Genomic DNA, 26,712 nt, shown 5'->3' on the forward strand with positions numbered 1-26,712 from the left:
GGCGTCAGACCGAGATTGTCGGCAGCGCGGGCTCGCCACGACTGAGCCGCAGCGCGGCGGCGGGCAGCTCGGCGACCGCGGCGGCGCGGTGCTCGCGCGCCGCGGCGACTCCGGCCGGGCCCAGCCAGCGCGCATCCGCCTCGCCGTCGCGCATGAGAGGCACCGTCAACGACCGGGCAGTGAGGTCGGTCGGGGTCTCTGCTTCGGGCAGCCCGTCGCGGTCGTCGTCGATGAGGATGCGTTCCGCGACAGCGACCCCGTCGCGCAGCAGTCGTTCAGCGCGCTTCGTTCCGCCGATCGAAGCCTTGCCGGTCGAGGCCTTGGCCACGGGCATCCATTCGCCGGGGGAGCCGGCCGACGCGGAGTCGCGACGGGCGACGAGCTTGTAGACGAAACCGGCGGCAGGCGATCCCGACCCGGTCACGACCGAGGTGCCCACGCCGAAGGCGTCGACAGGAGTGCCGCGCAAGGCCGTGATGGCGTACTCGTCGAGGTCGCTCGTGACGGTGATGCGCGTGCCGGTGGCGCCGAGGCCGTCGAGCTGCGCGCGCACCTCACGCACGAGGGCGGGCAGGTCGCCGGAGTCGAGGCGCACGCCCCCGAGCGCGGTGCCCGCGACCCGCACGGCCGTCTCCACGCCCGCCCGCACGTCGTAGGTGTCGACGAGCAGCGTCGTGCCCGGGCCGAGTGCGGCGACCTGCGCGCGGAAGGCCTCCTCCTCCGAATCATGCAGCAGCGTGAAGGCGTGCGCCGCCGTGCCCATCGTCGGAATGCCCCAGGTGCGCCCTGCCTCGAGGTTCGAGGTCGCGCTGAAACCCGCGATGTACGCCGCGCGCGCCGCGGCGACCGCCGCCGACTCGTTGGCGCGTCGCGAGCCCATCTCGGCGATCGGATGCCCGTCGGCCGCCGCGACCATGCGCGCCGCCGCCGTCGCCACCGCCGAGTCGTAGTTCAGCACGCTCAGCACGACCGTCTCGAGCAGCACGGCCTCGGCGAAGGTGCCCCGCACCGTCAGCAGCGGCGAGCCCGGCACGTACACCTCGCCCTCGCGGTAGCCCTCGATCTGGCCCGTGAACCGGTAGTCGGCGAGGAAGGCGAGGGTCGCGTCGTCGACGACCCGCTCGTCGGCGAGCCAGTCGAGCTCGGCCCGACCGAAGCGGAATGCGGTGACCGCGTCGAGCACGCGCCCCGTGCCCGCGAGCACTCCGTAGCGCCGCTCGCCCGGCAGGCGACGGCCGAAGACCTCGAACACGCAGTCGCGGCCTGCGCGCCCCGACCGCAGGGCGGCCTCGACCATCGTGAGCTCATAGCGGTCGGTGCGCAGCGCGGTCGTCACGCGCTCAGCCTAGGCGCGGACGAGGGTCGTAGGGTCGGCGCATGACGAGCGCTCCGACCCGCTGGCTCACGGCCGAGCAGCTCGGCCCCGCCTTCGACGACGGCGGGCCGATCGTGCTCGTCGAGAACACGAGCGTGTTCCGCCGCCGGCCGACGCACCGGCAGAAGGCGCACCTCTACCTCACGGCGCTGCGGCACCGCGCGCGTGAGCTGGGCGAGCGGGGCACGTTCGTGCAGGCGAGCAGCTACCGTGCAGCGCTGCAGGATGCGGGGCTCACGGGTGAGCACCTCGAGTCGATCGACCCGCCCTCGTGGGCCGCGCGGCGCTTGGTGCGCGAGCTCGGCGCGAGCATCCTGCCGTCGCGGGGGTTCGTGACGAGCGAAGCCGACTTCGCGGTGTGGGCGAGCGGCCGAAAGCCCAGCCAGCTCGTCATGGACCGCTTCTACCGCGAGGTGCGCGAGCGCACGGGAATCCTCATGACGCCCGCTGGCCCGGAGGGCGGCCAGTTCAGCTTCGACGCCGATAACCGCCAGCCTCCGCCGAAGGGCGCCGCGACCCTCGGCCTGCCCGCGCCGTGGCAGCCGGTCGAAGACGACATCGACGCCGAGGTGCGCGCCGAGCTCGACCGCCTCGAGGCCGACGGCGTGCGCTTCCTCGGTCGTGACGGGCCGCGGCAGTTCGCGGCGACGCGCGCCGAGGCGCTCGCGGCCCTCGACGGCTTCATCGAGTCGCGACTCGGCGACTTTGGGCCCTACGAAGACGCGATGATGCTCGGCGACGACACCATGGCGCACGCGCGCCTCAGTGTGCCGATGAACCTGGGGCTGCTGCACCCGCTCGAGGTCGTCGACCGCGTGATCGCCGAGTACGCTGCGGGCCGCGCACCGCTGAACAGCGTCGAGGGCCTCGTGCGGCAGCTCATCGGCTGGCGCGACTGGGTCTGGCACCTCTACTGGCACCTCGGCTCCGACTACACGCGGCGGAGCAACGCGCTCGCCGCGCACCAGCCGCTCCCCGCCCACTGGTGGCAGCTCGACGGCTCGGCGACGGATGCCCGATGCCTGTCACACACTCTCGACACGGTCGGCGGCACGGGCTATGCGCACCACATTCCGCGCCTCATGGTGCTGGGCAACGCCGCCCTGCAGCGCGGGTACGACCCGGCCGAACTCACGGCCTGGTTTCAGGGCGCGTTCGTCGACGGCACCCCGTGGGTGATGCCGGCCAACGTCGTCGGCATGAGCCAGTGGGCCGACGGGGGTGTCGTGGCGACGAAGCCCTATGCGAGCGGCGGTGCGTACATCGACCGCATGTCCAACTTCTGCGGCTCGTGCCGCTTCAACCCGAAAGTGCGCGTCGGGCCAGACGCCTGCCCGTTCACCGCGGGGTACTGGGCATTTCTCGATCGGGTCGAGCCGAGCATCCGGGGCAATCACCGCATGGCGCAACCGCTCGCGGGGTTGCGGCGCCTCGCCGACCGAGAGCAGGTCGTGGAGCAGGAGCGCGCGCGAGGCCCGCTCTGACCGGCCGCTGAGCGCGAGGCACTCCGGGTGCGCTGCCGCCCGCGAGCGCGCATGTGTCGCCGATGTCATATGACAACGGCGACACATGCGCTCCAGGGACGTCCTCGCCCGCCGCCCACGGTCGCCCGCTCTAGACTGGCGGGCGTGAGCAGCGCGCCGATCGGAGTCTTCGACTCAGGAGTCGGCGGCCTCACTGTGGCCCGCGCGATCATCGATCAGCTGCCGCGCGAGCGCCTCATCTACGTCGGCGACACCGCCAATGGTCCGTACGGCCCGCTGCCGATCGCCGAGGTGCGCGAGCACGCGCTGCGCATCATGGACGAGCTCGTCGACCAGGGCGTCAAAGCGCTCGTCATCGCGTGCAACACCGCGAGTGCCGCCATGTTTCGGGATGCCCGCGAGCGGTTCGAGCAGGGCCACGGCATCCCCGTGGTCGAAGTGATCCAGCCCGCCGTGCGCCAGGCCGTGCGCCGCACGCGCACGAAACGCATCGGCGTGATCGGCACCGCGGGAACGATCCGCTCGGGGGCCTACGCCGACGCGTTCGTCGCCGACCCCGAGATCACGCTCACGAGTGCGGCTGCTCCGCACTTCGTCGAGTTCGTCGAGGCGGGCATCACGAGCGGGCCCGAGCTCTTCGCCGTCGCGGAGGAGTACCTCGCGCCGCTGAAGGCCGCCGACATCGACACCCTCGTGCTCGGCTGCACGCACTACCCGCTCCTGGCCGGGGCCATCCAATACGTCTTGGGCCCAGAGGTCTCACTCGTCTCGAGTGCCGAAGAGACCGCGTACGACGTCTACCGCCAGCTCGTCGCGCACGGCCTCGAGACGACGGCGACGGATGCCCCGCAGCACGTCTTCGAAGCCACGGGCCCCGACACCGAGCGCTTTCGGCAGCTCGCCCACCGCTTCCTCGGCCCCGAGATCGGGCACGTCGAGGCGTTTCCCACCGGTACGATTCCCGCTCAGACCCCGAAGGGCACCTCATGACCACGATCGCCGAATCCGCCGGACTGCGCGTCGACGGCCGCACAGCATCCCAGCTGCGCCCCGTCACGATCGAGCGGGGCTGGAGCGCCCAGGCCGAGGGCAGCGCCCTCATCAGCTTCGGCGGCACCAAGGTGCTGTGCACGGCGAGCTTCACGAATGGCGTGCCGCGCTGGCTGACCGGCAAGGGCAAGGGCTGGGTCACCGCCGAGTACGGCATGCTGCCGCGCTCGACGAACGACCGCATGGACCGCGAGGCCGTGAAGGGCAAGGTCGGCGGCCGCACCCATGAGATCTCGCGCCTCATCGGCCGCAGCCTGCGCGCCGTCGTCGACATGAAGGCGCTCGGCGAGAACACGATCGTCATCGACTGCGACGTGCTGCAGGCCGACGGCGGCACGCGCACGGCGGCGATCACGGGCGCCTACGTCGCGCTCGCCGACGCGATCGAGTGGGGCCGCGAGCGCGGCTTCATCGCCAAGAAGGCCGTCGCCCTCAAGGATTCGGTGAGTGCCGTGAGTGTCGGCATCATCGACGGCACCCCGCTGCTCGACCTCGCCTACGTGGAAGACGTGCGGGCCGAGACCGACATGAACGTCGTGGTCACGGGTTCGGGCCACTTCGTCGAGGTGCAGGGCACCGCCGAGGGCGCGCCCTTCGACCGCGCCGAGCTCGACGCCCTGCTCGATCTCGCTCTCGCCGGCTGCCTCGACCTCGCGGGCATGCAGCGCACCGCGCTCGGGGCGTAGGCCATGAAGGTCGTCGTCGCGACGCACAACGCGCACAAGGTCGCCGAGCTCCAGCGCATCCTGGGGGCGGCCCTGCCGAGTCTCGAGCTGCTGCCCTACGACGGCCCGGCTCCGGTCGAAGACGCCGACAGCTTCGCGGGCAACGCGCTCATCAAGGCCCGCGCGGCGGCGGCCCACACGGGCCTGCCGGCCATCGCCGACGATTCGGGCGTGAGCGTGGATGCCCTCGCCGGAGCCCCCGGCGTCGACAGCGCCCACTACTCGGGTGAGCGAGACGACACGGCCAACCTGCGGCTCGTGCTCGAGAACCTCGGCACCGAGCCGAACCGCGCCGCGCAGTTCACGTGCGCCGCCGCGCTGGTCGACCCGCTGGAGGGCGGGGGCACCCCGTTCGAGCACGTCGAGCTCGGGGTGTGGCCCGGCACGATCGCCCTCGAACCCGCGGGAGTCGGCGGCTTCGGCTACGACCCCATCTTCATCCCCGAGGGCCTGAGCGTCACGAGCGCCGAGATCAGCGCCGACGAGAAGAACGCCATCAGCCACCGCGGGCGCGCCTTCGCGGCGCTCGCACGGGTGCTGGCCGAGCGCTACGGCGCAGCGTAGGCCGTCACTCGTAGGCTGAGGTCATGACCTCGTCGCCGATCGCCCGCACGGTGCCCCGCACCACGGTCGATGCCGCCGATGACTACCTCAAGACCATCTACTCGCACACCGAGTGGCAGCCCGACCCCATCACGCCCAATCAGCTCGCGACTCGGCTGGGTCTGGCCCCCTCGAGCGTGACCGAGATGGTCAAGAAGCTGCACGCCGCGGGGCTCGTCAACCACCGGCCCTACGGGCCCATCACGCTCACACCCGCGGGCGAGCAGCGAGCCCTCGCGATGCTGCGCCGGCACCGGCTGATCGAGACGTGGCTCGTCAACGTGCACGGCTACGGGTGGGACGAGGTGCACGACGAGGCCGAGGTGCTCGAGCACGCCCTGAGCGACCGTCTGCTCGACGCGATCGACGCGCAGCTCGGGCGGCCGCGTCGCGACCCGCACGGCGACATCATCCCGGCCGCCGACGGCACGCTGCGTCGACCGGATGCCGTGCGCCTCGATCAGGCGCCCTTCGGTTTCGCGGGCCGCGTCGTGCGCATCAGCGACCGCGACCCCGACGTTCTGCGCGTCCTCGACCAGCTCGGCGTCGAGCTCGACGAGCCCGTCTGGGTGGGGGAGTCGCCCGAGGGCGGCGCGGGTGTCGCGATCCTGCGGCGTGCCGGCACCGAGGTCGTCGTCTCGCCCGCGGTCGCCGGCTCGGTGTGGCTCGAGGCGCGTCCCGAGGTCTGATATTTCGGCGCACCGAAATCTCGGTGCTATCGTCGGAGCGTGCCCGAGACCGCCCCGCGCGACCCCCGCGTGATCGCCGCCCGCCGCGGCCTCCTCATCGCCCCGATGCTCGGCCCGGCCATGGTCGCGGGCGTCGCCTATCTCGACCCCGGCAACGTCGCCGCGAACATGACGGCCGGGGCGCTGTTCGGCTACCTGCTCGTGTGGGTCGTCGTGACGGGCAACATCATGGCCTGGCTCATCCAGTACCTCTCGGCCAAGCTCGGCATCGTCACGGGGCTGAGCCTGCCCGAGGTGCTCGGGCAGCGCTTCCGGCGGCGTCCGGCGCGGCTCGCCTACTGGGGCCAGGCCGAGCTCGTCGCCATGGCCACCGACGTCGCCGAGGTCATCGGCGGTGCGGTCGCGCTCTACCTGCTGTTTGACCTGCCGTTGCTGGTCGGCGGCGTCATCACCGGGGTGGTGTCGATGCTGCTGCTGGTGGTGCAGAGCCAGCGGGGCGGCGTGCGCATCTTCGAGCGCGTCATCAGCGGGCTGATCCTCGTCATCGTCATCGGTTTCTGCGCCGGCCTCGTCATCGGCCCGCCCGACCCGGCGGCCGCCGCGGCCGGCCTGCTGCCGCGGTTCGACGGCACCGAGAGCGTGCTGCTCGCGGCGAGCATCCTGGGTGCCACCGTGATGCCGCACGCGATCTACGCCCACTCGGCCCTCACGCGCGACCGCTTCGGCCAGGTCGCGGCGGGCGCCGAGCGCACGACGGTGCTGAAGGCCACGCGCATCGACGTGACGATCGCGCTCGCGATCGCCGGTTCGGTCAACGTCGTGATGCTGCTCGTCGCCGCGGCGAACCTGCAGGGCGTCGAGGGCACCGACACGCTCGAGGGTGCGTACGACGCGCTCGCGGCCTCGCTCGGCACGGCCGTCGCGGTGCTGTTCGCGATCGCCCTGCTCGCGAGCGGGCTCGCCTCGACCTCGGTCGGGGCCTACGCGGGTGCCGAGATCATGAAGGGGCTGCTGCGCGTGCGCATCCCGCTGCTCGTGCGGCGCGTGGTCACGATCATCCCGGCGCTGGGCATCCTGGCCCTGGGCGTCGACCCGACGCTCGCCCTCGTGCTCAGCCAGGTGGTGCTGAGCTTCGGCATCCCGTTCGCGCTCATTCCGCTCGTGCGGCTCACGGCCGACCGTCACCTGATGGGCGAATCGGTCAACCGCCGACTGACGACGGCGCTCGCGATCGTGTGCGCGGGGCTGCTCATCGCGCTCAACGTTACGCTGCTCGTGCTGCTCGCCCTCGGAGGCTGAGCCTCAGGGCGCTGAGCATCAGCGCGGCGGCTGCTTCTCGTGCTTGCCGTCGTGCGGGCCGACGCCGTAGCCGGCCTTCGGGTGCTCCGCCTCGTGGCGGCCCTCGTGCGCCGCCTCGTCGATCCAGATCTCGACCTCGGGCACGGGCTCGCCCGCGGCTGCCGCCTTGGCCTCCTGCCGCTTCTCCCACTGCTCGCGACCGAGGTGCCAGGCGATGCCCGCCACGGCCATGCCGATGACGACGAGGAAGACGATCTCGATGTACTCGGTGACGACCTCGGCGACGCCGGGGATATGCGCGGCTCCCCAGCCGATGAGCGGCAGGCCGACGCCCCAGAGGAACGCGCCGAGGATGTTGAAGAACAGGAACTTCTTGTAGGGCATCTTGCCGACACCCGCGGCGACCGGGGCGATCGTGCGCACGACGCCGATGAAGCGGGCGATCGTGACCGCCCAGCCGCCGTAGCGGGCGAAGAAGTACTCGGTGCGCGCGACGCTCTTCTTGCTGAAGAACCCGGCCGACTTGCGCTCGAAGATCGGCGGCCCGGCCTTGTAGCCGATGTAGTACCCCAGTTGATCGCCGAGCACGGCGGCGATGAAGATGCACAGCACGACGAGCCAGATCGGCTGGGGGATGACCCCGGTGAAGGTCAGGATGCCTGTGATGAGCAGCAGGGTGTCGCCCGGCAGCAGGAACCCGATCAACAGTCCTGTCTCGATGAAGACGATGGCGCAGACGAGCAGCAGCCCCCACTGGCCGGCACCCGTGATCCACGCCTCGACGTCGAACAGTCCGAGGTCCATGGGCATCATGCGGTGGCTCCGTCGATCGTGGGAGAAGGTGGCATCAGGCTACCCCGACAACCTCGTGCGGAAGGAGGGACTTGAACCCTCACGCCCGAAGGCACAGGAACCTAAATCCTGCGTGTCTGCCGATTTCACCACTCCCGCTGGCGACGCCAGTCTAGAACCGGGTGCGGGCGACGACCGAGTCGGTGGACCGCGGATCATCCCACCCTGTCGCCCGGCGCCCCAGGGGTGTAATTTTGGTACATGACAGACACGGAGCAGACCGCGCTCATCGCCGATCACGGGGCGTGCCCCGTCTGCGGTCGCCCGATGGCCGAGCACAGTATCGAGCGGACGAGGGGCAGCGCGGTGCTGCACTGCCCGATCGCACACGAGAAGCCGCGGCCCGACCTGCGCCCGCTCGACGAGCTGGGGATGCCGCGCCGCGACCGGTGAGGGTGGCCGTCGCCCGCTCAGACCCTACCGATGGCCTGCAGCGCCGCCCACACCTCGGCCCGCGCCGGAAAAGCGTCGAGGTCGCGGTCGAGCAGCTCGGCCGCGCGCCGCAGGCGCGCGCGAACCGTGTGGCGGTGGATGCCCAACCGCAGCGCCGCCCCCTCGGCCACCGCATCGCACCGCAGCCAGGTGCCGAGGGTGCCGATGAGGTCGTCGCCGGTGAGGGCGTCGTGCTCGAGCAACGGCTTCACGAGCGAGGCCGGATCGTCGGGGTCGCGCTGCGCGGGCGCCGCCGCGGGGGACGGCTCGCTGGCGACGAGCGCCGCCTGCACGGCCGAGCGCAGGGCCGCGAGGCGCGCGGCGGTCTCGGCCGCCTCGGCGAGCAGCGCATCCGTGTCGGCGACGCCGGCGAGACCGGCGAGGGCGACGACGCTCGTGACGACGGCGCGCTCGGCGTCGTCGTGCACCGAGCCGGGGCCGATCGCGAGCACGCCGGTGAGTGCGGTGGCGGCGCCGACGGTCTGCAGGCTCCAGTCGTCGACGGTGCGCGCGGCGCGGCGACCGGCGCGCAGCATGCCGAGCGCCTCGTTCAGCACGGTCGCGGGAGGAGTCGCGCCCAGCACGGCACCGCTGGCGTCGACGATGCCCGCCTCGGCGCCGATGCGGCGCGCGAGCTCCGCGACGACGGCCGCGAGGCCGGTCGGGCGCAGGGCCGCCACGGCGATCGCGCGCTGCGTCTCGAGCGTCCAGCGCACGCGCGCGTAGCGCTCCTCCGCATCGAGATCGGCGACCGCGCGGGCGACGGCGATGAAGGGCGTGCGGTAGGGCACTTCGAGCAGGGCGACGCCGTGCGCGGAACAGGCCTCGGCGAGGGCATCCGGTGTGCCGTCGCGGATGACCTCGGTGCCGAAGCCGACAGCGGGCACCCCCGCCGCCGCGAGGCGCGCGACCCAGGGCTCGATGTCGTCGTCGCTGGCCCACTGCGTGCCTGTCGTGAGGAGGGCGTCACCGGGGGAGAGGAACGGGGTGGGGTCGGCCAGGTCGCTCGAGTGCACCCAGCCCCAGGGCCGGGCGCGCGCGGAATCGTCGGCCCAGACGAGCCGAAGCTGCAGCTCGCGGCGGGCGAGCACAGCGTCGAGGGTGACGGGCATGCGCGGGTTCCTTGCATTCGGGAGTCGCGGAGAGGGACGCGCCGACCCTACCGGATGAATATACGGCGTGTCGACCGATAAGCATCCCGCTGTACATCGCGTACACGACGTCTTCGTGCACTCGGCCCTACTCTTGCCCCATGAGCATGACTATCGACGCCCCCGCACTCATCGGTGGTCCGAGCCTGCCGCAGCGCCGCGAGCTCGTGACGAGCATCCCGGGCCCGAAGAGCGAGGCGCTCATCGCCCGCAAGCAGGCGGCCGTCTCGGCGGGCGTCGGCACGATGATGCCGGTCTATGCGGCAGCGGCGGGCGGCGGCGTCATCGTCGACGTCGACGGCAACTCGCTCATCGACCTCGGTTCCGGCATCGCGGTCACCAACGTCGGCAACGCCGACCCGCACGTCACCGCGGCCGTCATCGAGCAGGTGCAGCGCTTCACCCACACGTGTTTCACGATCACCCCCTACGACGGCTACGTCGAGGTCGCCGAGGCGCTCAACCGCCTGGCCCCGGGCGACCACGCCAAGCGCACCGCGCTCTTCAACTCGGGTGCCGAAGCGGTCGAGAACGCCATCAAGATCGCCCGCTACTACACGGGCAAGTCGGCCGTCGTCGCGTTCGACCACGGCTACCACGGCCGCACGAACCTCACGATGGCGCTCACCGCCAAGGCCATGCCCTACAAGGCCGGCTTCGGCCCCTTCGCGCCCGATGTCTACCGCGCGCCCATGTCGTACCCCTACCGCGACGGCCTCAGCGGCGCCGAGGCGGCCGCGCGCGCGATCCACATGATGGAGAAGCAGATCGGCGCCGACCGCCTCGCGGCCATCATCATCGAGCCCATCCAGGGCGAGGGCGGCTTCGTCGTGCCCGCCGTGGGCTTCCTCCCCGCGCTGCAGGCCTGGGCCAACGAGAACGGCGTCGTCTTCATCGCCGACGAGGTGCAGACCGGCTTCGCCCGCACCGGCCAGATGTTCGCGAGTGAGCACGAGGGCATCGTTCCCGACCTCATCACCCTCGCCAAGGGCATCGCGGGCGGCCTGCCGCTCGCGGCCGTCACCGGCCGGGCCGAGATCATGGATGCTCCCCACGCGGGCGGCCTCGGCGGCACCTACGGCGGCAACCCCATCGCGACGGCCGCGGCGCTCGGTGCGCTCAAGGCCTACGACGAGCACGATCTGCTCGGGCGCGCCCTCGAGCTCGAGGCGATCATCCGTGACGAGCTCACCGCCCTGCAGGCGCGCGACGCCCGCATCGGCGACATCCGCGGACGCGGCGCCATGATGGCGATCGAGCTCGTCGACGCGAGCGGGGCGCCGGATGCCGCGCTCACCGGCCGCGTCGCGAAGCACTGCCACGTGAACGGCGTCGTGGTGCTGACCTGCGGCACCGACGGCAACGTCATCCGCCTGCTGCCGCCCCTGTCGATCGGCGACGACCTGCTGCGCGAGGGAATCCGCGTCATCGGCGACGCTCTCGCCGCCAACTGAGCCACCAGCACCACCCCAACCATCCGCGGATCCGCCACCACCGCATCCGATCACCAGCGAAAAGGGAACCCCATGATCACCGAAGCCGAACTGCTCGCGAAGGTCCCGCGCGGCCTCTACATCGATGGCGAATGGATCGACGCCGAGGGTGGCGCGACCATGACCGTGACCGACCCGTCGAACGGCGCCGTGCTGGCCGAGATCGCGAGCGCGTCCGTCGCCGACGGCAAGAAGGCGATGGATGCCGCGGCCGCCGCCCAGGCGAGCTGGGCTGCGACCGCGCCTCGCGTGCGTGGCGAGCTGCTGCGCAAGGCCTGGGAGCTCGTCATCGAGCGGGCCGACGAGTTCGCTCTGCTCATGACGCTCGAGATGGGCAAGCCGCTCGCCGAGTCGCGCGGCGAGGTCACCTACGGCGCCGAGTTCCTGCGCTGGTTCAGCGAGGAGGCCGTGCGCATCACCGGTCGCTTCGGCGAGAACCCCGAGGGTACGGGTCACATCGTGGTCTCGCACGCCCCCGTCGGCCCGTCGTTCCTCATCACGCCCTGGAACTTCCCGCTCGCCATGGCCACCCGCAAGATCGCGCCCGCGATCGCCGCAGGCTGCACCTCGATCATCAAGCCCGCCGCGCTCACGCCGCTCACGACGATGTACTTCGTCAAGACCCTCGAAGACGCCGGTCTGCCGAAGGGCGTCGTCAACGTCGTCACGACGGCCAAGTCGGGCGCTCTGTCGGCCGAGATCATCGCCGACCCGCGTCTGCGCAAGCTCAGCTTCACCGGCTCGACCGAGGTGGGCCGCGTGCTCATGAAGCAGGCCGCCGACGGAATCCTCCGCACCTCGATGGAGCTCGGCGGCAACGCCCCGTTCGTCGTCTTCGCCGACGCCGACCTCGACAAGGCGATCGACGGCGTCATGCTCGCCAAGTTCCGCAACATCGGTCAGGCGTGCACGGCGGCCAACCGCATCCTCGTGCAGCGCGACGTGGCCGACGAGTTCAGCCGCCGCGTGACCGAGCGCGTCGCCGCCATGAAGATGGGCCGCGGCACCGAGGAGGGCGTGCAGATCGGCCCGCTCGTCGACGACAACGCGGTGCAGGGCTCGCACGAGCTCGTCGAGGATGCCGTCTCGCGCGGCGCGACGGTCACGACCGGCGGCGCCATCCCCGACGGCGCCGGGCACTTCTACCCGGCCACCGTCATCACGGGCGTGCAAGCGGGCACCCGCCTGCTGACCGAGGAGATCTTCGGCCCCGTGCTCGCCATCGTGCCGTTCGACACGGAGGATGAGGCCGTCGAGCTCGCCAACGCGACCGAGTACGGCCTGATCAGCTACGTGTACACGCAAGATCTGAACCGCGGCATGCGCATGATCGACCGCCTCGAGACGGGCATGATGGGCCTCAACGCGGGCGTCATCTCCAACGCCGCGGCGCCGTTCGGCGGCGTGAAGCAGTCGGGCATCGGCCGCGAGGGCTCGCTCGAGGGCATCGACGAGTACCTCACCACGAAGTACACCTTCGTTCCGAAGAGCTAGGTCTCGACCGTCGGGCGTTCGCCCGACGGCATCCTCTTCCGCTGCCGGGCGCTGTGGTGGCCGCCCGGCAGCGGATCTCTTCGTCGCGTCTACTGGCCGAGCTGGTAGAGCGCGAACGCGAGGGCGAAGCCGAGCGCCGACCACAGCCCCGTGAACGAGCGGTCGGAGGCGAACGCCTCCGGGATCATCGTGTTGGCCACCATCGCCAAGATGCCGCCCGCCGCGATCGTCGTCACGATCGCCTCGATCTCGGGGCCGGCTCCGGCGAGGAGCACGAAGCCGAGCATCGCGGCGACGCCCGAGATCACGGCGATGCCGCCCCACACGCCGAACACGTAGCGGATGCTGCGGCCCTCGTGCTTCATGCCCGCAGCGCTCGAGAGCCCCTCCGGAATGTTCGACACGGCGACGGCGACCAGAATCGGGATGCTCACCGAACCGCCCTGCGCGATCGACAGCCCCAGCACGAGGCTCTCGGGCACCCCGTCCAGCAGGGCGCCGATGGCGACAGCGAGCCCGACTCCCGCGCTGGCGCTCGCGGCCGGGGCCGCGTGCACGCCGGGCTCGCTCTGCAGCGCGATCGAGAGCTTGCGCGCGCGGGCTCCCCGGCGTGCGAGGGCGAGGTCGGCGAGCACGTAGATCACCGCGCCGGCGAGAAACCCGCCCAGGGTCGGCAGCAGCCCGCCCACCGCGTGCGCTTCGGCGACGAGCTCGAACGCGAGCGTCGAGATGAGCGCCCCTGCGCCGAACGCCATCACCCCGGCGACGGCTCCCGCCGGAACCCGCGCGAACCAGCCGATCGCGGCGCCCAGCACGAGGAAGCTCGCGGCGCCGAGTCCGACGGCGCCTGCTGCGAGTGCCTCGAGCATGCGCGCCTCCTCGTCGTCGGGCTTTGCCGCTCAGCCTAGGGGGCGCCCACGGCATCGCGGTGGCGTGCGCGGCCGCCCCACCCGATCAGCCAGATCAGCAGCACGACTTCACCGATGAAGGTGAATTGAGAAACGACGACGGGGTTGCCCGGGTCGATCGCAACGATGACGGCGTCCGTCGCGTATCCGAAGCCCGCGATGATGACGAGCAGGCCGATCCACGTCGGCAAGCCCCGGCCACGGACGACGGCAAGCCCGACCAGCACCAACGCCACGCCGAAGATGAAGAGGCTCGCATCCCACACGGCTTGGAACTGCTCGACGTCGGCGGGCGCGAGCAGCGAGCCCGCCGCGACGGCGAAGACCGCACCGTACGCCACGCGCATCGCCGTGGCCAGCTGCGCCAGCAGCAGGCCCCCGGGAACCAGGATCGGGTACAGGGCGATGGCGACGATCACGTCGAGAACGGCGATGGTCAGCACGATGATGGCTGCGACTCCCGTTTCTCCTGCCGGGAGTGCGACGGCGACGAAGAGCGGCGCGAGCGCGGCCATGAGGGCGAGCGAGATGCCGGAGACCAGCGCTGAGGTGCGAAGTGAGGTTGTCATGCTGAGGGGTCCTGTTCGTTGGTGATGATGTGAAGGGCGATCTTGCCGGCGGTGGCACCGGAGTCGAGTTCTGCCAGCGCGCGGCGTGCGGCGTTCAGCGGGAACGTCGCGTGCAGGCGAGGGCGGATCCCGTCGTGGCGGGCGTGCTCGGCGAGCCGTTCGAGGTCGTCGGTGCGGGTGCGCACCAGCAGGTTCACGAAGCGCTGCGACCGGAAAGCCATCCGCACCTGGTAGCCGAACGGGCGTCCGTACCCTCCCGTCCATCTGCCGCCGTTCTCATTGCCCACGAACACGAGGGTTCCGCGAGGGGTGAGCGCGCCCCGGAGTGCGGAGAGCGTGCGCCCGCCGGCACCGTCGAGAATGACGTCGTACAGCGTGCCGTCGGCGAGCGGATCGGTCTGGGTGTAGTCGATGACCCGGGTGGCTCCGAGTTGTCGCACGAACTCGGCCTTGCTCCCTCGGCAGACGGCTGTGACCTCCGCTCCCCGAAGCGCGGCGAGCTCGACGGCGAAACTGCCGACGCCGCCCGAGGCGCCCATGATCAAGACGCGGCCGGGTTGCTGCCCCGATGATCCGACGCCGGCGGCGTCGAGGGCCTGCAATGCGGTGAGGGCCGACTCTGCGAACACCGCGGCCTCGTCGTCCGTGAGTTCATCGGGCGCCGGGGCGACGTGCGTGGCTGAGGCGACGGCGAATTCTGCGAATGACCCGCGAGCGATCCCGAACACCCGTTCCCCCACGGTCAGGTGCGTCACCCGCGAGCCGAGGCGCACGACGTCGCCGCAGACATCCATGCCGGGAATCGTCTGACGGGGGCGCCGCAGGCCTCCGAAGAGGCGCACGAGGTACGGCAAGCCGGTCATCATGTGCCACACGCCCTTCGAGACGCCGGCGGCACGGACGGCCAGCAGAACCTCGTCGGGTCCGGGGGTGGGGATCTCGACGGTGTCGAGGCGCAACACGCTCGGAGGACCGTATCGATCCTGCACGACTGCGGTCATCGCGCGTGGACGCTCGCCGGGCGGAGGCGCGGTGGCGCTCTCACGGGTGGTTGTCATGGGCATTTCCTCTCCTGGGGGATCAATAACGTACACAGTACGATACGTTGTACGTTATTGTAAACACCATGGTTTCCTCCCGCGCGCCGCGCAACACCCTCGACCGTGACCGCGTCATCGCCGCGGCCATCACGCTTTCCGATCGCAGCGGGCTCGATTCCCTGACGATCCGCGCCTTGGCGACAGAGCTGGGTGTGCGTCCGATGGCGATCTACAACTACGTCGCGTCGAAAGACGAGTTGCTCGATGACCTCGTTGATCACGTCTTCACCGAGGTGTACCTGCCGTCGGGCAGTGACTGGCGGGCCGAGCTGCATCGCCGCTCGGCTTCGCTTCGCGAAGCGCTGGCGCGACACCGCTGGGCGCTGCCGGTCATGGAGACCCGTGCGAACCCTGGGTTCGCGACGCTGGCGAACCACGAGGCGGTCATCGACGTCTTGCGCGGTGCGGGCTTCTCGCTGACCGCCACCGCCCATGCCTACGCGGTTCTCGATGCCTTCGTGTACGGCTTCGCTCTGCAGGAGTCCATGCTCACGACGGCGGGGTTGACTGACCGTGCGGCGTCGGGCGCGCAGAGCATGAACCTCACGCGCTTTCCGCAGGTTGCCGAACTCGCGACGCTGTTCGTCGATCCGTCGGTTCACGCTTTCGCTGCATCGTTCGACGTCGGTCTGGCGCTGGTCCTAGACGGGATCGAGCGACTCACGGACCAGTTTCCCGACTAGGGCGTAGCGGGGAAGGCCGCGTTCACGCGGAGCCGCGGGGACCCTGGTTCTCGACGCCGGACCGCACGGCGCGCTGTGGAGAGTCGGTTCGTCACCGCCCGCCCCCTCACCAGAATGACCCGCATGTCAGCCGCCCACAGTGTCATCACCGAGCGCGTGCGCGAGCGGGTTCGCGCCGAGCGGCTCGACCTGAGCGCTGACCCGACCACGGCCGAGCGCATCGTGCGCGACGAGCTGCGGGTCTACGCCGAGCGCTCGCTCGCGGGCAGCCTGCCGAGTCTCGGCGACGAGCAGGTGGCGCTCGGGCGCGTGCTCGCCGACCTCACCGGATACGGGCCCCTGCAGCCCTACTTCGACGACGCCGAGGTCGAAGAGATCTGGATCAACGCCCCCGACGCCGTCTTCATCGCCCGCGCCGGGGTGACCGAACGAGTGGATGCTCGCCTCACCGACGAGCAGGTGCGCACTCTCGTCGAGCGCATGCTGCAGAGCACGGGCCGCCGTGTCGACCTCAGCAGCCCCTTCGTCGACGCGAGCCTGCCCGACGGCTCGCGCCTGCACGTCGTGATCCCCGACGTCACGCGACAGCACTGGGCCGTCAACGTGCGCAAGTTCTCGCAGCGCATCCGTAGCCTCGCGCGCCTGGTCGAGCTCGGCTCGCTCACCCCCCTCGCAGCGGAGTTCCTCCGCATGAGCGTGCTCGCCGGCAGCAACATCCTCGTCAGCGGCGCCACGCACTCCGGCAAGACGACCCTGCTCGGCGCGATGCTCGCGAGCGCGCGCCCCGCCGACCGCATCGTGACGGTCGAAGAGACCTTCGAGCTCGACCTCACGGCAGGCGACGTCGTGGCCATGCAGTGCCGCACGCCCAACCTCGAGGGCACGGGCGAAATCACGCTGCGGCGTCTCATCAAAGAGGCGCTGCGCATGCGCCCCGACCGCCTCGTGGTCGGCGAGGTGCGCGAGGCCGAGTCGCTCGACCTGCTGATCGCGCTCAACTCGGGGCTGCCGGGCATGTGCTCCATCCATGCGAACAGCGCACGGGATGCTCTGGTCAAGCTCTCGACACTGCCCCTGCTGGCAGGGCGCAACATCGACTCGGCGTTCGTGGTGCCGACCGTCGCGAGCGCGATCGACCTCGTCGTGCACTGCGAGCTCGTGAAGGGAGGCCAGCGCCGGGTGGCCGAGATCGTCGCGCCGACGGGTTCGGTCGTCGCCGGGGCGATCGAGGCCGAGTCGATCTTCACCCTGCGCGACGGAGCGCTCGAGCCGACCGGCACGCTGCCCGCGCGCGCCGAGCGGTTCACGGGCGCGGGGCTCGACCCGAGCATCCTGCTGCGGCGGGACGCTGTCGGTGCCCCATCTCATGACCGCCGACGACCGGAAGGCGAGGCACGCGCATGACCCTCGCCGTCGGGTTCCTGCTCGCGGCGGGCGTGCTGCTCGTCGCCTCGCCGTGGCTGTGGCCGCGCCGCGAGCGGTCGCGCAGCACTCGCGACCCGCTGGCCCCGCTCGCCGATCTGCTCGCCCGCGCTGGCGTGGCATCCGTCTCGCCGCTCGTGCTCGTCGGCGTCATCGCCATGGCGGGCATCGCCGGGGGAGCCCTGACGCTGCTGCTCGTGCCGGTCGTCGCGCTCGCGCCCGTGGCCGCGGTCGTCGCGGCGACCGTGCCCCTGCTCGTGCTGCGGGCGCGAGCGGCCGCTCGTCGTCGCGCCCTTCGCGCCGTCTGGCCCGACGTCGTCGACCACCTGCTCTCGGGCGTGCGTGCAGGCTTGAGCCTGCCGCAGGCCATCGCGGCGCTCGCCGACAGCGCTCCCGAGCCTGTGCGGTCTCCGTTCCGCACCTTCCGCCGCGACTACCTCCGCACCGCCCAGTTCACCGAGTGCCTCGACGCCTTCAAGGCGAGCCTCGCCGACCCCGTCGCTGACCGGATCGTCGAGACGCTGCGCATGGCGCGCGAGGTCGGCGGCACCGAGCTGCCGAGCGTGCTGCGCTCGCTCTCGCACTACCTGCGGGCCGACGCGGCGGTGCGCGCCGAGGTGGATGCCCGCCAGTCGTGGGTGCGCACGGCGGCCCGTCTCGGTGTCATCGCCCCGTGGATCGTGCTCCTGCTGCTCTCGACCCGACCCGAAGCGGCCGCCGCCTACAACTCGGTCGGCGGCGCGGTTCTCGTCGTCGGCGGCCTCGCCGCCACCCTCGTCGCGTACCGGTTGATGATCGCGCTCGGGCGGCTGCCGGAAGAGGGGCGGTGGTTCCGATGACGCCGCTACTTGGCGCGGCGCTGCTCGCCGGCCTGGGTCTGGGCACCGGGCTGTGGCTCCTCGTCTCGATGACGCCCCGACTCGGTCGGCCGCGCCTGGCCACGCGCCTCGCACCGTACCTCGTCGATGTCTCGGCCGAGGCCCGCGCCATGACCTCCACGCGTCGCGCCGACCCGCTTCCCGTCATCGGCGCCCTCCTGGCTCCGGTCGTCGAGGCGGGGCGCGGGATGCTCGACACGGTGCTCGGCGGCGAGACGGTCATCCGCACGCGATTGCGGCAGTCCGGTTCGGCACTGACTGTTCAGGGCCACCGCACCCGGCAGCTGTTCGGGGCCCTGCTCGGCGCGGCATCCGGCATCGCCTTCGCGATCCTCGTCGCCCGCGAGGGCGTGCCCTTCGTGCCGGCCGCCCTCGGAGCGGTCGCGGCGGGCGGCATCGGCGGCATTGCGGCAGTGGATGCTTTGCTCGCGCACTCCGCCCGCCGCCGCTCGGCGCGCATCGCCGAAGAGTTCCCCACCGTGGTCGAGTTCCTCGCCCTCAGCGTGGCAGCCGGCGAGAGCATCCTGGAGGCGCTGCGCCGCGTCGCCCGCACCGGTTCGGGAGAGCTGGCGGGCGAGCTCGATCGCGTCGTGCAGCGCGCCGCCGCGGGTCAGCCGCTCGCGCTGGCGCTCGCCGAACTGCGCGACGACCTCGCCGTGCCCGCGGTCGGGCGGCTCATCGACCAGGTGCTCGCCGCCCTCGACCGCGGAACGCCGCTCGCCGAGGTGCTGCGCGCCCACGCCCTCGACGCCCGCGACGAGTCGAAGAGGCGCCTGCTCGAGGCCGCCGGAACCCGCGAGGTCGCCATGCTCGTGCCGCTCGTGTTCCTCATCCTCCCGGTCACGGTGCTCTTCGCTGTGTGGCCGGGGCTCATGGTGCTGCAGCTCGGGTTCTAGCGGCGGGCAACGGCGAGCGCTGCGGCCACCGCGCGGGCGCGGTCGAGCTCGGCGGTGACGGGCTGCACCACATCCCGCTGTACGACCTCGTCGACGGAGGCGAGCAAGCGGCGCCGCGTCCGACGCCGGCGCCCGGCGGCAGTCAGCGCGCTGAGCACGGCCGACAGCAGCCCGAGCAGCACTCCGACGAGCACGGCGGCGATGATCACGAGCGTCGGAACGGCCCAGCCCTCGAGCGGGCCGGACTCGACGCGGGGGATGAGCAGAGCGGGCATCCCGAACGTCGGCAGCAGGGAGGCGCCGACGAGCCACAGGGCACCAAGAACGCCCGCCACGATCGTGACCCACTGCACGATGCCGATGATGGCCCACCACCACGAGCCTTTCGCGGGCAGCGGAGAGCGCGCGATGGCGAGGTCGAGGTCGGCAGGTAGCTTTTCGAGGGCGCCCTCAGCGGCGGTGCGCACGGCGGCCTTCCACGGGCCAGCGAGCCCTGCGGCCGCTGTGTCGGCGAACGAGCGCACGGCGAGCGACAGTTTGGCCTGAGCACCGGCGCTCAGGAGGGGCATACTCGTGCGGTGCACGTCAGCGTCGGTGTCAGAGCCGCGGCGCTTGGGCCCGAGCCCGAGTCGCGTGAGCGGGTCGGCGCGCAGGCGTCCGATCCACGAGACGAGCGGCCAGCCGGTGACCTGCGCGGCGCGCTTGCGGTACGAGCTCGCGACGGCCGCCGCGACGACATCGACTCCGGCGGCCGCGCCTACCTCGTCGCGCACGCGCGCCGCCGCCCGAGCGTCGAGCGTGGCCGCCGGCCCGGGGTCGTCGATGCGCGCCGCGAGCGTCTGCACATCGGCCGTCAGTCGCGCGTCGCGCACGGTGCGCGCGGCAGCGAGGTCGCCAATCGCCGCTCGAAGCGCGTCGATGCCCTCGAGCGTTCGCGCGCTCGCGGAGAGCACGCGGGCACGCGGCAGACCATCCCGCGACACGATCGACTGCAGCGAGGCGACGACGGATGCCCGGTCACCGGCCGCGAGCAGGTCCACCTGGTTGAGCACGACGAGCGTGACCGCTGCGTGCCGGGCGTGCGGCGCGATGAACTGGGCGTGCAGCACGTCGTCGGCGTACTTCTGCGGGTCGACGACCCAGAGCAGAGCATCCACCTGACCGGCGAGGCGTTCGGCGATCGCGCGATTGCCGGCCTCGATCGAATCGATGTCGGGCAGGTCGACGAGCACGAGCTTGCCCGCGCGGGGATCGATCGGTTGCGTGCGCTCGACGCGCTCATGAATCTCGAGCCAGTCGAGCAGCTCGGCGGCACCGACGGCGTCCCATGTGACGGCGAGGGCCTGCGACGTCGTCGGGCGCCGCACGTGCGCTTTCGCGACCTCGTCGCCGACGAGCGCGTTGACGAGGCTCGACTTGCCCGACCCCGTCGCGCCGAAGACTCCGACGACCGTGTGCTCGGGCGAGCGCGAACGGCGCGCTTTGGCCTGCTGCAGCAGCGCGGCGGCGTCGTCGGCGATCGCGCTCGGGATGCGCCCCGCCCCCGCCTCGGTCACGGTGCGCAGAGCGGCGATCCGCTCGTCGAGGGTCGGCGTCGAGGTGCTCATGCCTCGCCCGCCGCCCGCGCCACATCGTCGAGCAGCGCCTGCGACTCGCGCCGCAGCGCCTCGGGCGCCGAGCCGAACCGCAGCGGCTCGAGCGCCGTGCCGAGGCGGTCGGCCTCGGAGTCGAAGAGCGCTTCGACCCGCCGCTGCAGGTCGAGGCGCGCCTCGGCGGCGAGCCGTCGCACGGCGTCCTCGCCGAAGATCGTCTCGAGCAGCTTCTGGCCGATGACGGCCGAACCGCCCGCGATCGCGAGCTCGCCGCCCGTGAGTCCGCCGGTCGAGGCGAACACGACGATCATGAGTGCGACCGTCACGGCATTGAGGCCGAACGACACGACGCGCGCGCGAACCCGCTTGTTGCCCGCGTTGTCGTGGATCAGCTGCATGAGCGCGCCCTGCCACTCGCGAATCATCGCCGACGCGCTGTCACGCAGCTCGGGGCTCTCGGCGGCGAGGTGCGGGTTGAGCTCGGCGACCATGCGGCCCGGCAGGGTGCGCTCGAGGTCGGCCGACGCCGCGGCGGCCGCGCGCCCGGCCTGGTCGACAATGACAGCCTGCAACCCGGTCTCGATCTGCGTCTCGACCTCGATGATGGGGCTCGGCTTGCCGGTCACCCACGCCGTCACGCTGTCGCGCGTGCGCGAGAACCACGTCTCGACCGATCGAAAGAAGTCGGATGTCCCCACGAAGTCCTGCCACCGCGCGAGCACCTCGCCGCGCAGCAGCGCGCCGTCGCTCGTCGCGGCATCCACGGCGTCGATCGCTGCTTGGTAGTGCGCATCGGCGGCGGCTTCGGCACCGTCGAGCCAGTCGATTTGCTGCTGGCGAGCATCCGCGATGCGGGCGACGCGTCGGTCGAGATCGCCGATGGCTCCGCTGAGGGTGCGCGCGGCGATGCGGGCACGGGATGCGCGGTCGCCGGCGATGCCCTCGAGCCACGCGCGCGGGCCGTCGACCGCGCTCGCCGGCAGCATGCCGAGCGCGTCGAGCGGCTGCTCCTCGATCGTGAACACGGGCGCGTCGGCGAGGCCGCGGTCGGCGAGCATCGCGCGCAGGTCGGGCAGCACTTCGTCGGTTGCGCCGGGCGGCACGCGGTTGAGCACAACGCCCACCGTGATCTGCCGGGCGGCAGCTCCCTCGAGCAGGCGCCACGGCACGGCGTCGGCGTAGCGGTTGGCGGTCGTCACGAACAGCCACAGGTCGGCCGCAGCGAGCAGCTGCGCGGCGAGGGCGCGGTTCTCGTCGGCTACCGAGTCGATGTCGGGCGCGTCGATGATCGCGAGCGAGCGCGGCACGGCCTCGTGCTCGAGCAGCATGAGCTCGCTGATGCGCGCGGCCTCGGGGGTGTCGCCCGCCGCGCTCGCGGGGGTGCCCGGTGCGCTCACCCGGCCGCGCACGCGCGCGAGTCCGGGCAGGATGCGGTCGGATGCGAACCAGCCGGCATCCACGGGGGAGTGCACGAGGATCGGCTGCCGCGTCGTCGGGCGGATAACCCCGACCCGGGTCGTCGCCACCCCGAGCAGCGCGTTGACGATGGTCGACTTGCCCGAGCCGGTCGAGCCGCCGACGACGGCCAGCAGAGGCGCGTCGAGGTCGGCGAGCCGCGGGCGAATGTAGTCGTCGATCTGCCGAACGGCGGCGGCCGCCGCCTCGCGGTGCTCGACGATGCCCTCGAGGTGCAGGCTGAGTCCGACGTCGGCGAGCGAGGCGCGCAGGCGCTCGAGCGACACGGTCGCGGGCGCTCGGGTCTCGGTCACGCCTCCAGCATGACGGGCGCGGGGGCCGTTGGCGAACCCGTGACGCCGAGGTCGCGCTGTGGAGAGAGCCCGCGCCGACATCGGCACCGCGGCCAGAATCCCGCGCATGCGCAGAATCCTCGACTTTCTGACTCGTGACCACGACGACCGCGGCGATGTTCCGGGCTGGGTGCTCATCACGCTCATGACCGCGGGGCTCGTCATCCTCATCTGGGCGCTCGCCGGCCCCGCGCTGCAGGGAGTGTTCCAGCAGGCGATCGACCGCGTCACCGGTTTCTGAGGCACCCCGATGCGCGAGCGGCTCGCCGACGACCGCGGCTCGGCTCCGGTCGAGTTCGTGCTCGTCGGCGTGCTGCTCACCCTCGTCACCCTGAGCGTTCTGCAGGTGGCGTTCGCCCTGCATGTGCGCACGACCCTCATCGACGCGGCCGCCGAGGGGGCACGGTTCGCGGCGCTCGCCGACAGCTCCCTGCCCGCCGGCATCGAGCGCAGTCGCGAGCTCATCACCGCGGCGCTGGGCGAGGGCTACGCGCAGAGCATCTCGGCGGGCACGGGGGCGTTCGCCGGGCATCCCGTCGTCATCGTCACCGTGCGCGCACCGCTGCCGCTCATCGGCATGGTCGGCATCGACGGCACCCTGGAGGTGAGCGGCCGTGCGGCCCTCGAGCCCCTCCGATAGCCGAGCCCGCGGCGCTGAGCGCACAGTAGGTCCCGGCGACGGATGCTCCGACCGCGGCTCGGCCTCTCTCGAGTTCCTCACCGCGGGGTTTCTGATGCTCGTGCCGCTCGTCTACCTGATCCTCACGCTCGGCGCGATCCAGTCGGCGGCCCTGGCGACGGAGGGGGCCGCGCGACAGGCGGCGCGCGTGTTCGTGCAGGCCGAGTCGACCGCGGCCGGCTCCGCCGCCGCGCTGCGCGCACTCGAGCTGGCCCTCGCCGACCACGGCATCGAGGCCGAGGGCACGAGCCTCGCGATCTCGTGCGCACCGCGCGCCGACCAGTGCCACACTCGCCGAGGATGGGTGACGGTCGACGTGGCGGTGCGCGTGCCCCTGCCGCTCGTGCCGCCCGTCTTCGACCTGCGCGTGCCGCTCGCCGTGCCGGTCGAGGCGAGCGCGACGCAACAGGTCTCGCGCTTCTGGGGCGCGAGGTGACAGCCTCGCAGGTTCAGACCCGAGCGCGCACTGCTCGGACGCCCGGCTTCACGCTGCGCGACGACCGCGGCTCGACCCTGCCCCTCATCGCCGGGTACGGCGCGCTCGCGCTCGCGGTCGTGCTCCTCGTCACGGCTGCGACCTCGCTCTACCTGGAGCGCAAGCGCCTCTACACGCTCGCCGACGGCGCCGCGATCGTCGGCGCCGAGTCGTTCGACCTGGCCGATGTCGAGGTCACGCCCGGGGGAGTGCTGCGTCCGCTCCTCACCGACGAGCAGGTCGTCACCGGTGCGCGGCAGTACCTCGCCGAGGCGCCCACGGCGGGGCTCGAGAACCTGCAGCTCGTCGCGGCGAGCACTCCCGACGGCCTCAGCGCCAGGGTCACTCTGGCCGCCGACTGGCGGCCGCCCGTGCTCGCGATCCTGCTGCCCGAGGGCCTGCGCCTCGAGGTGACGGCGACCGGCCGCAGCGTGTTCGACTGAGCAGACTCCCGCGCACCACCAGAATGGGCACGTGAGCACCGAACGCCCCGAGAAACCCGTCACCTACATCAGCGTCGACATCGAGGCGGCCGGTCCGAGCCCGAGCGGGTTCGCGATGCTCTCCGTCGGCGCGTGCGTGGTCGATGCCCCCGACTCCGAGCCGGGGTTCTACGTCGAGCTGCAGCCCGACCGCGAGGGGGTGCTCGACTCGGCGATGAGCGTCGGGGGCTTCACGCTCGACGGGTTGCGAGCATCCGGAACCGCCCCCGCCGTCGCGATGCAGCGGTTCGCCGACTGGGTCGAGGCCGTCACGCCAGCCGGGCACCGGCCCGTCATGGTCGGCTTCAACGCCGTCTTCGACTGGATGTTCGTCTCCGACTACTTCCACCGCTACCTCGGCCGCAACCCGTTCGGCCACTCGGCGCTCGACATCAAGGCCTTCTACCTCGGAGTCACGGGCTCGAGTTGGGCGGGCACGAGCATGAACTTCGTCGCCGAACGCTATGGGCTGAGCATCACCCTGACGCATAATGCACTCGACGATGCGCGCGATCAGGCGGCCCTGTTCCGGGCCGTTCGCGACGAGCTCGCTGCGCGCGTCTGACACCCACCTCACCCCCGGGAGGCCCGCGATGACGCTCGAGACCGATCAGCCCGCCGCCGACGACGACATCGCGCGCATCCGCGAGTCGGCCGCCCGCCTGGGCGTGCAGCTCGATGAGGAAGCAGCGTTGCAGTGGCTCGCCGCGATCGCCGCCGATGCCGCGAGCGACGATCACATCGTCACGCACGAGAGCGGCACCTTCGGGCACCGCGTGAGCATGCTCGACTTCACGCCCCGCGATCTCGAGCGCTTCCGGCGCATCGGTCAGGTGGTCGAGGTGACGGGACCGCCCGAGATCGCCGAGAGCGCCCTCGCGCTCAGCGGCTCGGCCGCGCAGTCGAAGATCCAGTCGTTCCCGGGCGACTGCGACTACTTCCAGCGCCTCAACATCAAGGCCGCCACGCGCGAGGAGGCGTGCCGCATCATGGCCGACCTCATGCGCACGGCCGCGCGGCGCACGGCCACGGGCGACGCCTTCCAGTTCCTCGAGGGCAAGCTCGGCAGCTACCCGGTCGACTGCGAGCACGGCGGTCAGCCGCGCAAGCACGGCAGTCCGATCACCTGGACTCCCGCCGAGATCGAGGCCGAGCGCATCGAGCTGACGCTCGCCGACGGCAGCGTGCAGACCCTCACCTGGTACGAGGCCGCCCTCGACCCGGGCTGGTGCAAGCTCGACTGGGTCGTCACCGACCCGCAGCGCAAGTCGCTCTCGAACGCGAGCAACGTCATCGACGTGACGTGGGAGGCCCCCGATGGCGAGATCGTGCCGCTCGACGGCTACCTCGACGCCTACTTTCAAGAGGTCTACCTCGAGGCCGATGATCTACCGACCTTCACCAAGGTCGTTCAGCACGTCAGCGACGACGCGCTCGACGAGTACGTCGAGCGGCTCGAGGAGGAGGTGCGCAAGTACCTCACCAAGCAGGTGAACTACGGCAAGGCCGCCAAGCGCATGTACAACATCTTCCGGCTCTCGGGCCGGCACCTCGATGCGGCCTACGTGCGCGAGCTCTTCGACGAGCCGGCGACGATCCTGTACCAGGTGTGGTCGCTCATCTCGACGCTCGACAACGCCACGCAGCCCGGCACGACCATCCCGATCGATGCGGTGCGCGACCAGGCCGATGCGCTCATGCTGCAGGTCATCCAGATGCTCGACGGCGATGAAGAGGCCGAGATCGTCAGCGCTCTGCTGAGCCTGCGGCGCACGCTCGAAGACCAATCGGCGGGCGAGCGCCGCACGAGCGATGTCGAGGCGGCGCAGAACCGGGTGATCAACCTCGTCAACACGTTCTTCCGTGACAAGCTCGAGGGCGTGCCGACCATTCGCGACTACATCCGCGCCATGCAGGGCCAGCCCGCGTGAGCGCCGCGCATCCCGAAGTGCTCGTCGTGCTGCACGACGTCGATGACAACCTCAACGAGCTCGCTGCGCCGCTCGCCGAGGCCGGCCTGCGCATCGTGACGTGGGATGTCGAGCGCGACCCCGAGGGTGCGCCGGCGCTGGATGCTTTCGACCGGTTCAGCGGTATCGTCTCGCTCGGCGCCTACGCAGGCGTGCCCGATGAGCCGAAGCATCCCTGGATGACGCACGAGAAGCGCGTGCTCGAGCACGCCCTCGAGACGGGGATGCCCGTGCTCGGTCTGTGCTTCGGCTCACAGCTGCTCGCCGCCGCCGCGGGAGCCTCGTTCAAACCCTCGCCCGTGCCCGAGCTCGGCTGGACGAGCGTGCGCCTCACCGAGGAGGCCGCGAGCGACCCCGTGCTCGCGCCGCTGGTCGCCTCGGCCGCTCGGGCTGCGAGCGGGGTCGACGAGGTGGAGGTGTTCCACTACCACTTCGACAGCTACGAGCTGCCGGAGGGCGCCGTGCTGCTCGGCGAGACCGACGGCATCATCGAGGCCTACCGCGTGGGCGATGCGGCGTGGGGCCTGCAGTTCCACCTCGAGGTGGGGCTCGCCACGCAACTCGCGTGGATCGCCGGCGGGCGCAAGGTCTACGAGCGCGAGG

At 71.6% G+C, this 26,712-nt stretch carries 28 protein-coding genes and 1 tRNA gene; 20 read left to right on the forward strand and 9 right to left on the reverse strand.

Going from position 1 to position 26,712, the window contains the following annotated elements; all coding sequences use genetic code 11:
* Positions 1-4: 4 nt before the first annotated feature.
* Positions 5-1,297, reverse strand: coding sequence for a nicotinate phosphoribosyltransferase (locus tag ACTIE9_RS00420; RefSeq protein WP_439563728.1), 1,293 nt, complete (start codon positions 1,295-1,297; stop codon positions 5-7).
* Positions 1,298-1,377: 80 nt separating this feature from the next.
* Between ACTIE9_RS00420 and ACTIE9_RS00425 the strand changes: the two genes are divergently transcribed.
* The 6 genes from ACTIE9_RS00425 (at position 1,378) to ACTIE9_RS00450 (ending at position 7,225) form a co-directional block, all read left to right on the forward strand.
* Complete coding sequence (locus ACTIE9_RS00425; RefSeq protein WP_439563598.1) at positions 1,378-2,859, forward strand: cryptochrome/photolyase family protein; 1,482 nt, start codon at positions 1,378-1,380, stop codon at positions 2,857-2,859.
* A 144-nt stretch (positions 2,860-3,003) separates the two neighbouring features.
* Positions 3,004-3,849: a glutamate racemase gene (gene murI, locus ACTIE9_RS00430; protein WP_439563599.1), complete on the forward strand. Its 846-nt coding sequence runs from the start codon at positions 3,004-3,006 to the stop codon at positions 3,847-3,849.
* Positions 3,846-4,595 carry a ribonuclease PH gene (rph, locus tag ACTIE9_RS00435; protein WP_439563600.1) on the forward strand — a complete coding sequence of 250 codons (750 nt, stop codon included), beginning with the start codon at positions 3,846-3,848 and terminating at the stop codon, positions 4,593-4,595. The genes murI and rph overlap by 4 nt, the downstream gene beginning before the upstream one ends.
* Before the next feature lie 3 nt (positions 4,596-4,598).
* A complete protein-coding gene (gene rdgB, locus ACTIE9_RS00440) occupies positions 4,599-5,198 on the forward strand; it encodes an RdgB/HAM1 family non-canonical purine NTP pyrophosphatase (protein WP_439563601.1) in 600 nt (199 codons plus the stop codon).
* 23 nt (positions 5,199-5,221) lie between these two features.
* On the forward strand, positions 5,222-5,926 hold the full coding sequence (locus ACTIE9_RS00445; RefSeq protein ID WP_439563602.1) for a metal-dependent transcriptional regulator: 705 nt from the start codon (positions 5,222-5,224) through the stop codon (positions 5,924-5,926).
* 105 nt (positions 5,927-6,031) lie between these two features.
* Complete coding sequence (locus tag ACTIE9_RS00450) at positions 6,032-7,225, forward strand: Nramp family divalent metal transporter (protein ID WP_439563729.1); 1,194 nt, start codon at positions 6,032-6,034, stop codon at positions 7,223-7,225.
* 18 nt (positions 7,226-7,243) lie between these two features.
* On the opposite strand, the gene ACTIE9_RS00455 is transcribed toward ACTIE9_RS00450, so the two are convergent.
* Complete coding sequence (locus ACTIE9_RS00455; protein ID WP_439563603.1) at positions 7,244-8,038, reverse strand: DedA family protein; 795 nt, start codon at positions 8,036-8,038, stop codon at positions 7,244-7,246.
* A gap of 56 nt (positions 8,039-8,094) precedes the next feature.
* Positions 8,095-8,176 (reverse strand) — tRNA-Leu (locus ACTIE9_RS00460).
* Positions 8,177-8,278: 102 nt separating this feature from the next.
* Between ACTIE9_RS00460 and ACTIE9_RS00465 the strand changes: the two genes are divergently transcribed.
* Positions 8,279-8,470 carry a hypothetical protein gene (locus ACTIE9_RS00465; RefSeq protein ID WP_439563604.1) on the forward strand — a complete coding sequence of 64 codons (192 nt, stop codon included), beginning with the start codon at positions 8,279-8,281 and terminating at the stop codon, positions 8,468-8,470.
* A gap of 17 nt (positions 8,471-8,487) precedes the next feature.
* Here ACTIE9_RS00465 and ACTIE9_RS00470 read toward each other — a convergent pair whose 3' ends face one another.
* Positions 8,488-9,621 (reverse strand): PucR family transcriptional regulator, encoded by a 1,134-nt coding sequence (locus tag ACTIE9_RS00470; protein WP_439563605.1) that lies wholly within the window; start codon positions 9,619-9,621, stop codon positions 8,488-8,490.
* A gap of 140 nt (positions 9,622-9,761) precedes the next feature.
* On the opposite strand from ACTIE9_RS00470, the gene gabT reads away from it, so the two are divergent.
* Together gabT and ACTIE9_RS00480 are read left to right on the forward strand one after the other, a co-directional pair.
* Positions 9,762-11,114 carry a 4-aminobutyrate--2-oxoglutarate transaminase gene (gene gabT / locus ACTIE9_RS00475; protein ID WP_439563606.1) on the forward strand — a complete coding sequence of 451 codons (1,353 nt, stop codon included), beginning with the start codon at positions 9,762-9,764 and terminating at the stop codon, positions 11,112-11,114.
* A 72-nt stretch (positions 11,115-11,186) separates the two neighbouring features.
* Positions 11,187-12,647, forward strand: a complete 1,461-nt coding sequence (locus ACTIE9_RS00480; RefSeq protein ID WP_439563607.1) for an NAD-dependent succinate-semialdehyde dehydrogenase — start codon at positions 11,187-11,189, stop codon at positions 12,645-12,647.
* Positions 12,648-12,736: 89 nt separating this feature from the next.
* Here ACTIE9_RS00480 and ACTIE9_RS00485 read toward each other — a convergent pair whose 3' ends face one another.
* The 3 genes from ACTIE9_RS00485 to ACTIE9_RS00495 are packed head-to-tail and all read right to left on the reverse strand — an operon-like array spanning position 12,737 to position 15,182.
* Complete coding sequence (locus ACTIE9_RS00485; RefSeq protein ID WP_439563608.1) at positions 12,737-13,516, reverse strand: ZIP family metal transporter; 780 nt, start codon at positions 13,514-13,516, stop codon at positions 12,737-12,739.
* Between the two features lie 35 nt (positions 13,517-13,551).
* A complete protein-coding gene (locus ACTIE9_RS00490) occupies positions 13,552-14,124 on the reverse strand; it encodes a DUF4386 domain-containing protein (protein WP_439563609.1) in 573 nt (190 codons plus the stop codon).
* On the reverse strand, positions 14,121-15,182 hold the full coding sequence (locus tag ACTIE9_RS00495; RefSeq protein WP_439563610.1) for an NAD(P)-dependent alcohol dehydrogenase: 1,062 nt from the start codon (positions 15,180-15,182) through the stop codon (positions 14,121-14,123). Before ACTIE9_RS00495 ends, ACTIE9_RS00490 begins: the two co-directional genes overlap by 4 nt.
* Before the next feature lie 68 nt (positions 15,183-15,250).
* On the opposite strand from ACTIE9_RS00495, the gene ACTIE9_RS00500 reads away from it, so the two are divergent.
* From ACTIE9_RS00500 to ACTIE9_RS00515, 4 genes are all read left to right on the forward strand, one after another.
* A complete protein-coding gene (locus tag ACTIE9_RS00500) occupies positions 15,251-15,907 on the forward strand; it encodes a TetR/AcrR family transcriptional regulator (RefSeq protein ID WP_439563611.1) in 657 nt (218 codons plus the stop codon).
* 123 nt (positions 15,908-16,030) lie between these two features.
* Complete coding sequence (locus ACTIE9_RS00505) at positions 16,031-17,311, forward strand: CpaF family protein (RefSeq protein ID WP_439563612.1); 1,281 nt, start codon at positions 16,031-16,033, stop codon at positions 17,309-17,311.
* Positions 17,308-18,168: a type II secretion system F family protein gene (locus tag ACTIE9_RS00510; protein ID WP_439563613.1), complete on the forward strand. Its 861-nt coding sequence runs from the start codon at positions 17,308-17,310 to the stop codon at positions 18,166-18,168. Before ACTIE9_RS00505 ends, ACTIE9_RS00510 begins: the two co-directional genes overlap by 4 nt.
* Positions 18,165-19,103 (forward strand): type II secretion system F family protein, encoded by a 939-nt coding sequence (locus tag ACTIE9_RS00515; protein WP_439563614.1) that lies wholly within the window; start codon positions 18,165-18,167, stop codon positions 19,101-19,103. The genes ACTIE9_RS00510 and ACTIE9_RS00515 overlap by 4 nt, the downstream gene beginning before the upstream one ends.
* Here ACTIE9_RS00515 and ACTIE9_RS00520 read toward each other — a convergent pair.
* Both ACTIE9_RS00520 and ACTIE9_RS00525 read right to left on the reverse strand, forming a co-directional pair.
* A complete protein-coding gene (locus ACTIE9_RS00520) occupies positions 19,100-20,710 on the reverse strand; it encodes a GTPase family protein (RefSeq protein WP_439563615.1) in 1,611 nt (536 codons plus the stop codon). The genes ACTIE9_RS00515 and ACTIE9_RS00520 overlap by 4 nt on opposite strands.
* The gene (locus ACTIE9_RS00525) at positions 20,707-22,464 is read right to left on the reverse strand and encodes a dynamin family protein (protein ID WP_439563616.1); all 1,758 of its coding nucleotides are present in this window, start codon (positions 22,462-22,464) and stop codon (positions 20,707-20,709) included. Before ACTIE9_RS00525 ends, ACTIE9_RS00520 begins: the two co-directional genes overlap by 4 nt.
* 106 nt (positions 22,465-22,570) lie before the next feature.
* Between ACTIE9_RS00525 and ACTIE9_RS00530 the strand changes: the two genes are divergently transcribed.
* The 7 genes from ACTIE9_RS00530 to ACTIE9_RS00560 all read left to right on the forward strand — a co-directional run.
* On the forward strand, positions 22,571-22,744 hold the full coding sequence (locus ACTIE9_RS00530; protein ID WP_439563617.1) for a hypothetical protein: 174 nt from the start codon (positions 22,571-22,573) through the stop codon (positions 22,742-22,744).
* Positions 22,745-22,753: 9 nt separating this feature from the next.
* Entirely contained in the window at positions 22,754-23,143 is a 390-nt protein-coding gene (locus tag ACTIE9_RS00535; protein ID WP_439563618.1) for a TadE/TadG family type IV pilus assembly protein, read from the forward strand.
* Entirely contained in the window at positions 23,118-23,618 is a 501-nt protein-coding gene (locus ACTIE9_RS00540; RefSeq protein ID WP_439563619.1) for a hypothetical protein, read from the forward strand. Before ACTIE9_RS00535 ends, ACTIE9_RS00540 begins: the two co-directional genes overlap by 26 nt.
* Positions 23,615-24,100: a pilus assembly protein TadG-related protein gene (locus tag ACTIE9_RS00545; RefSeq protein WP_439563620.1), complete on the forward strand. Its 486-nt coding sequence runs from the start codon at positions 23,615-23,617 to the stop codon at positions 24,098-24,100. Before ACTIE9_RS00540 ends, ACTIE9_RS00545 begins: the two co-directional genes overlap by 4 nt.
* A 31-nt stretch (positions 24,101-24,131) precedes the next feature.
* Entirely contained in the window at positions 24,132-24,704 is a 573-nt protein-coding gene (locus tag ACTIE9_RS00550) for a 3'-5' exonuclease (RefSeq protein ID WP_439563621.1), read from the forward strand.
* 28 nt (positions 24,705-24,732) lie between these two features.
* The gene (locus tag ACTIE9_RS00555; RefSeq protein WP_439563622.1) at positions 24,733-26,070 is read left to right on the forward strand and encodes a hypothetical protein; all 1,338 of its coding nucleotides are present in this window, start codon (positions 24,733-24,735) and stop codon (positions 26,068-26,070) included.
* Positions 26,067-26,712, forward strand: a 646-nt coding sequence (locus ACTIE9_RS00560; RefSeq protein WP_439563623.1) for a type 1 glutamine amidotransferase, incomplete at its 3' end; no start/stop codon positions are given. The genes ACTIE9_RS00555 and ACTIE9_RS00560, both read left to right, overlap by 4 nt.

Origin of the sequence: Microcella sp., from assembly GCF_051860105.1 — a bacterium.
In the GTDB taxonomy this organism is placed as follows: domain Bacteria; phylum Actinomycetota; class Actinomycetes; order Actinomycetales; family Microbacteriaceae; genus Microcella.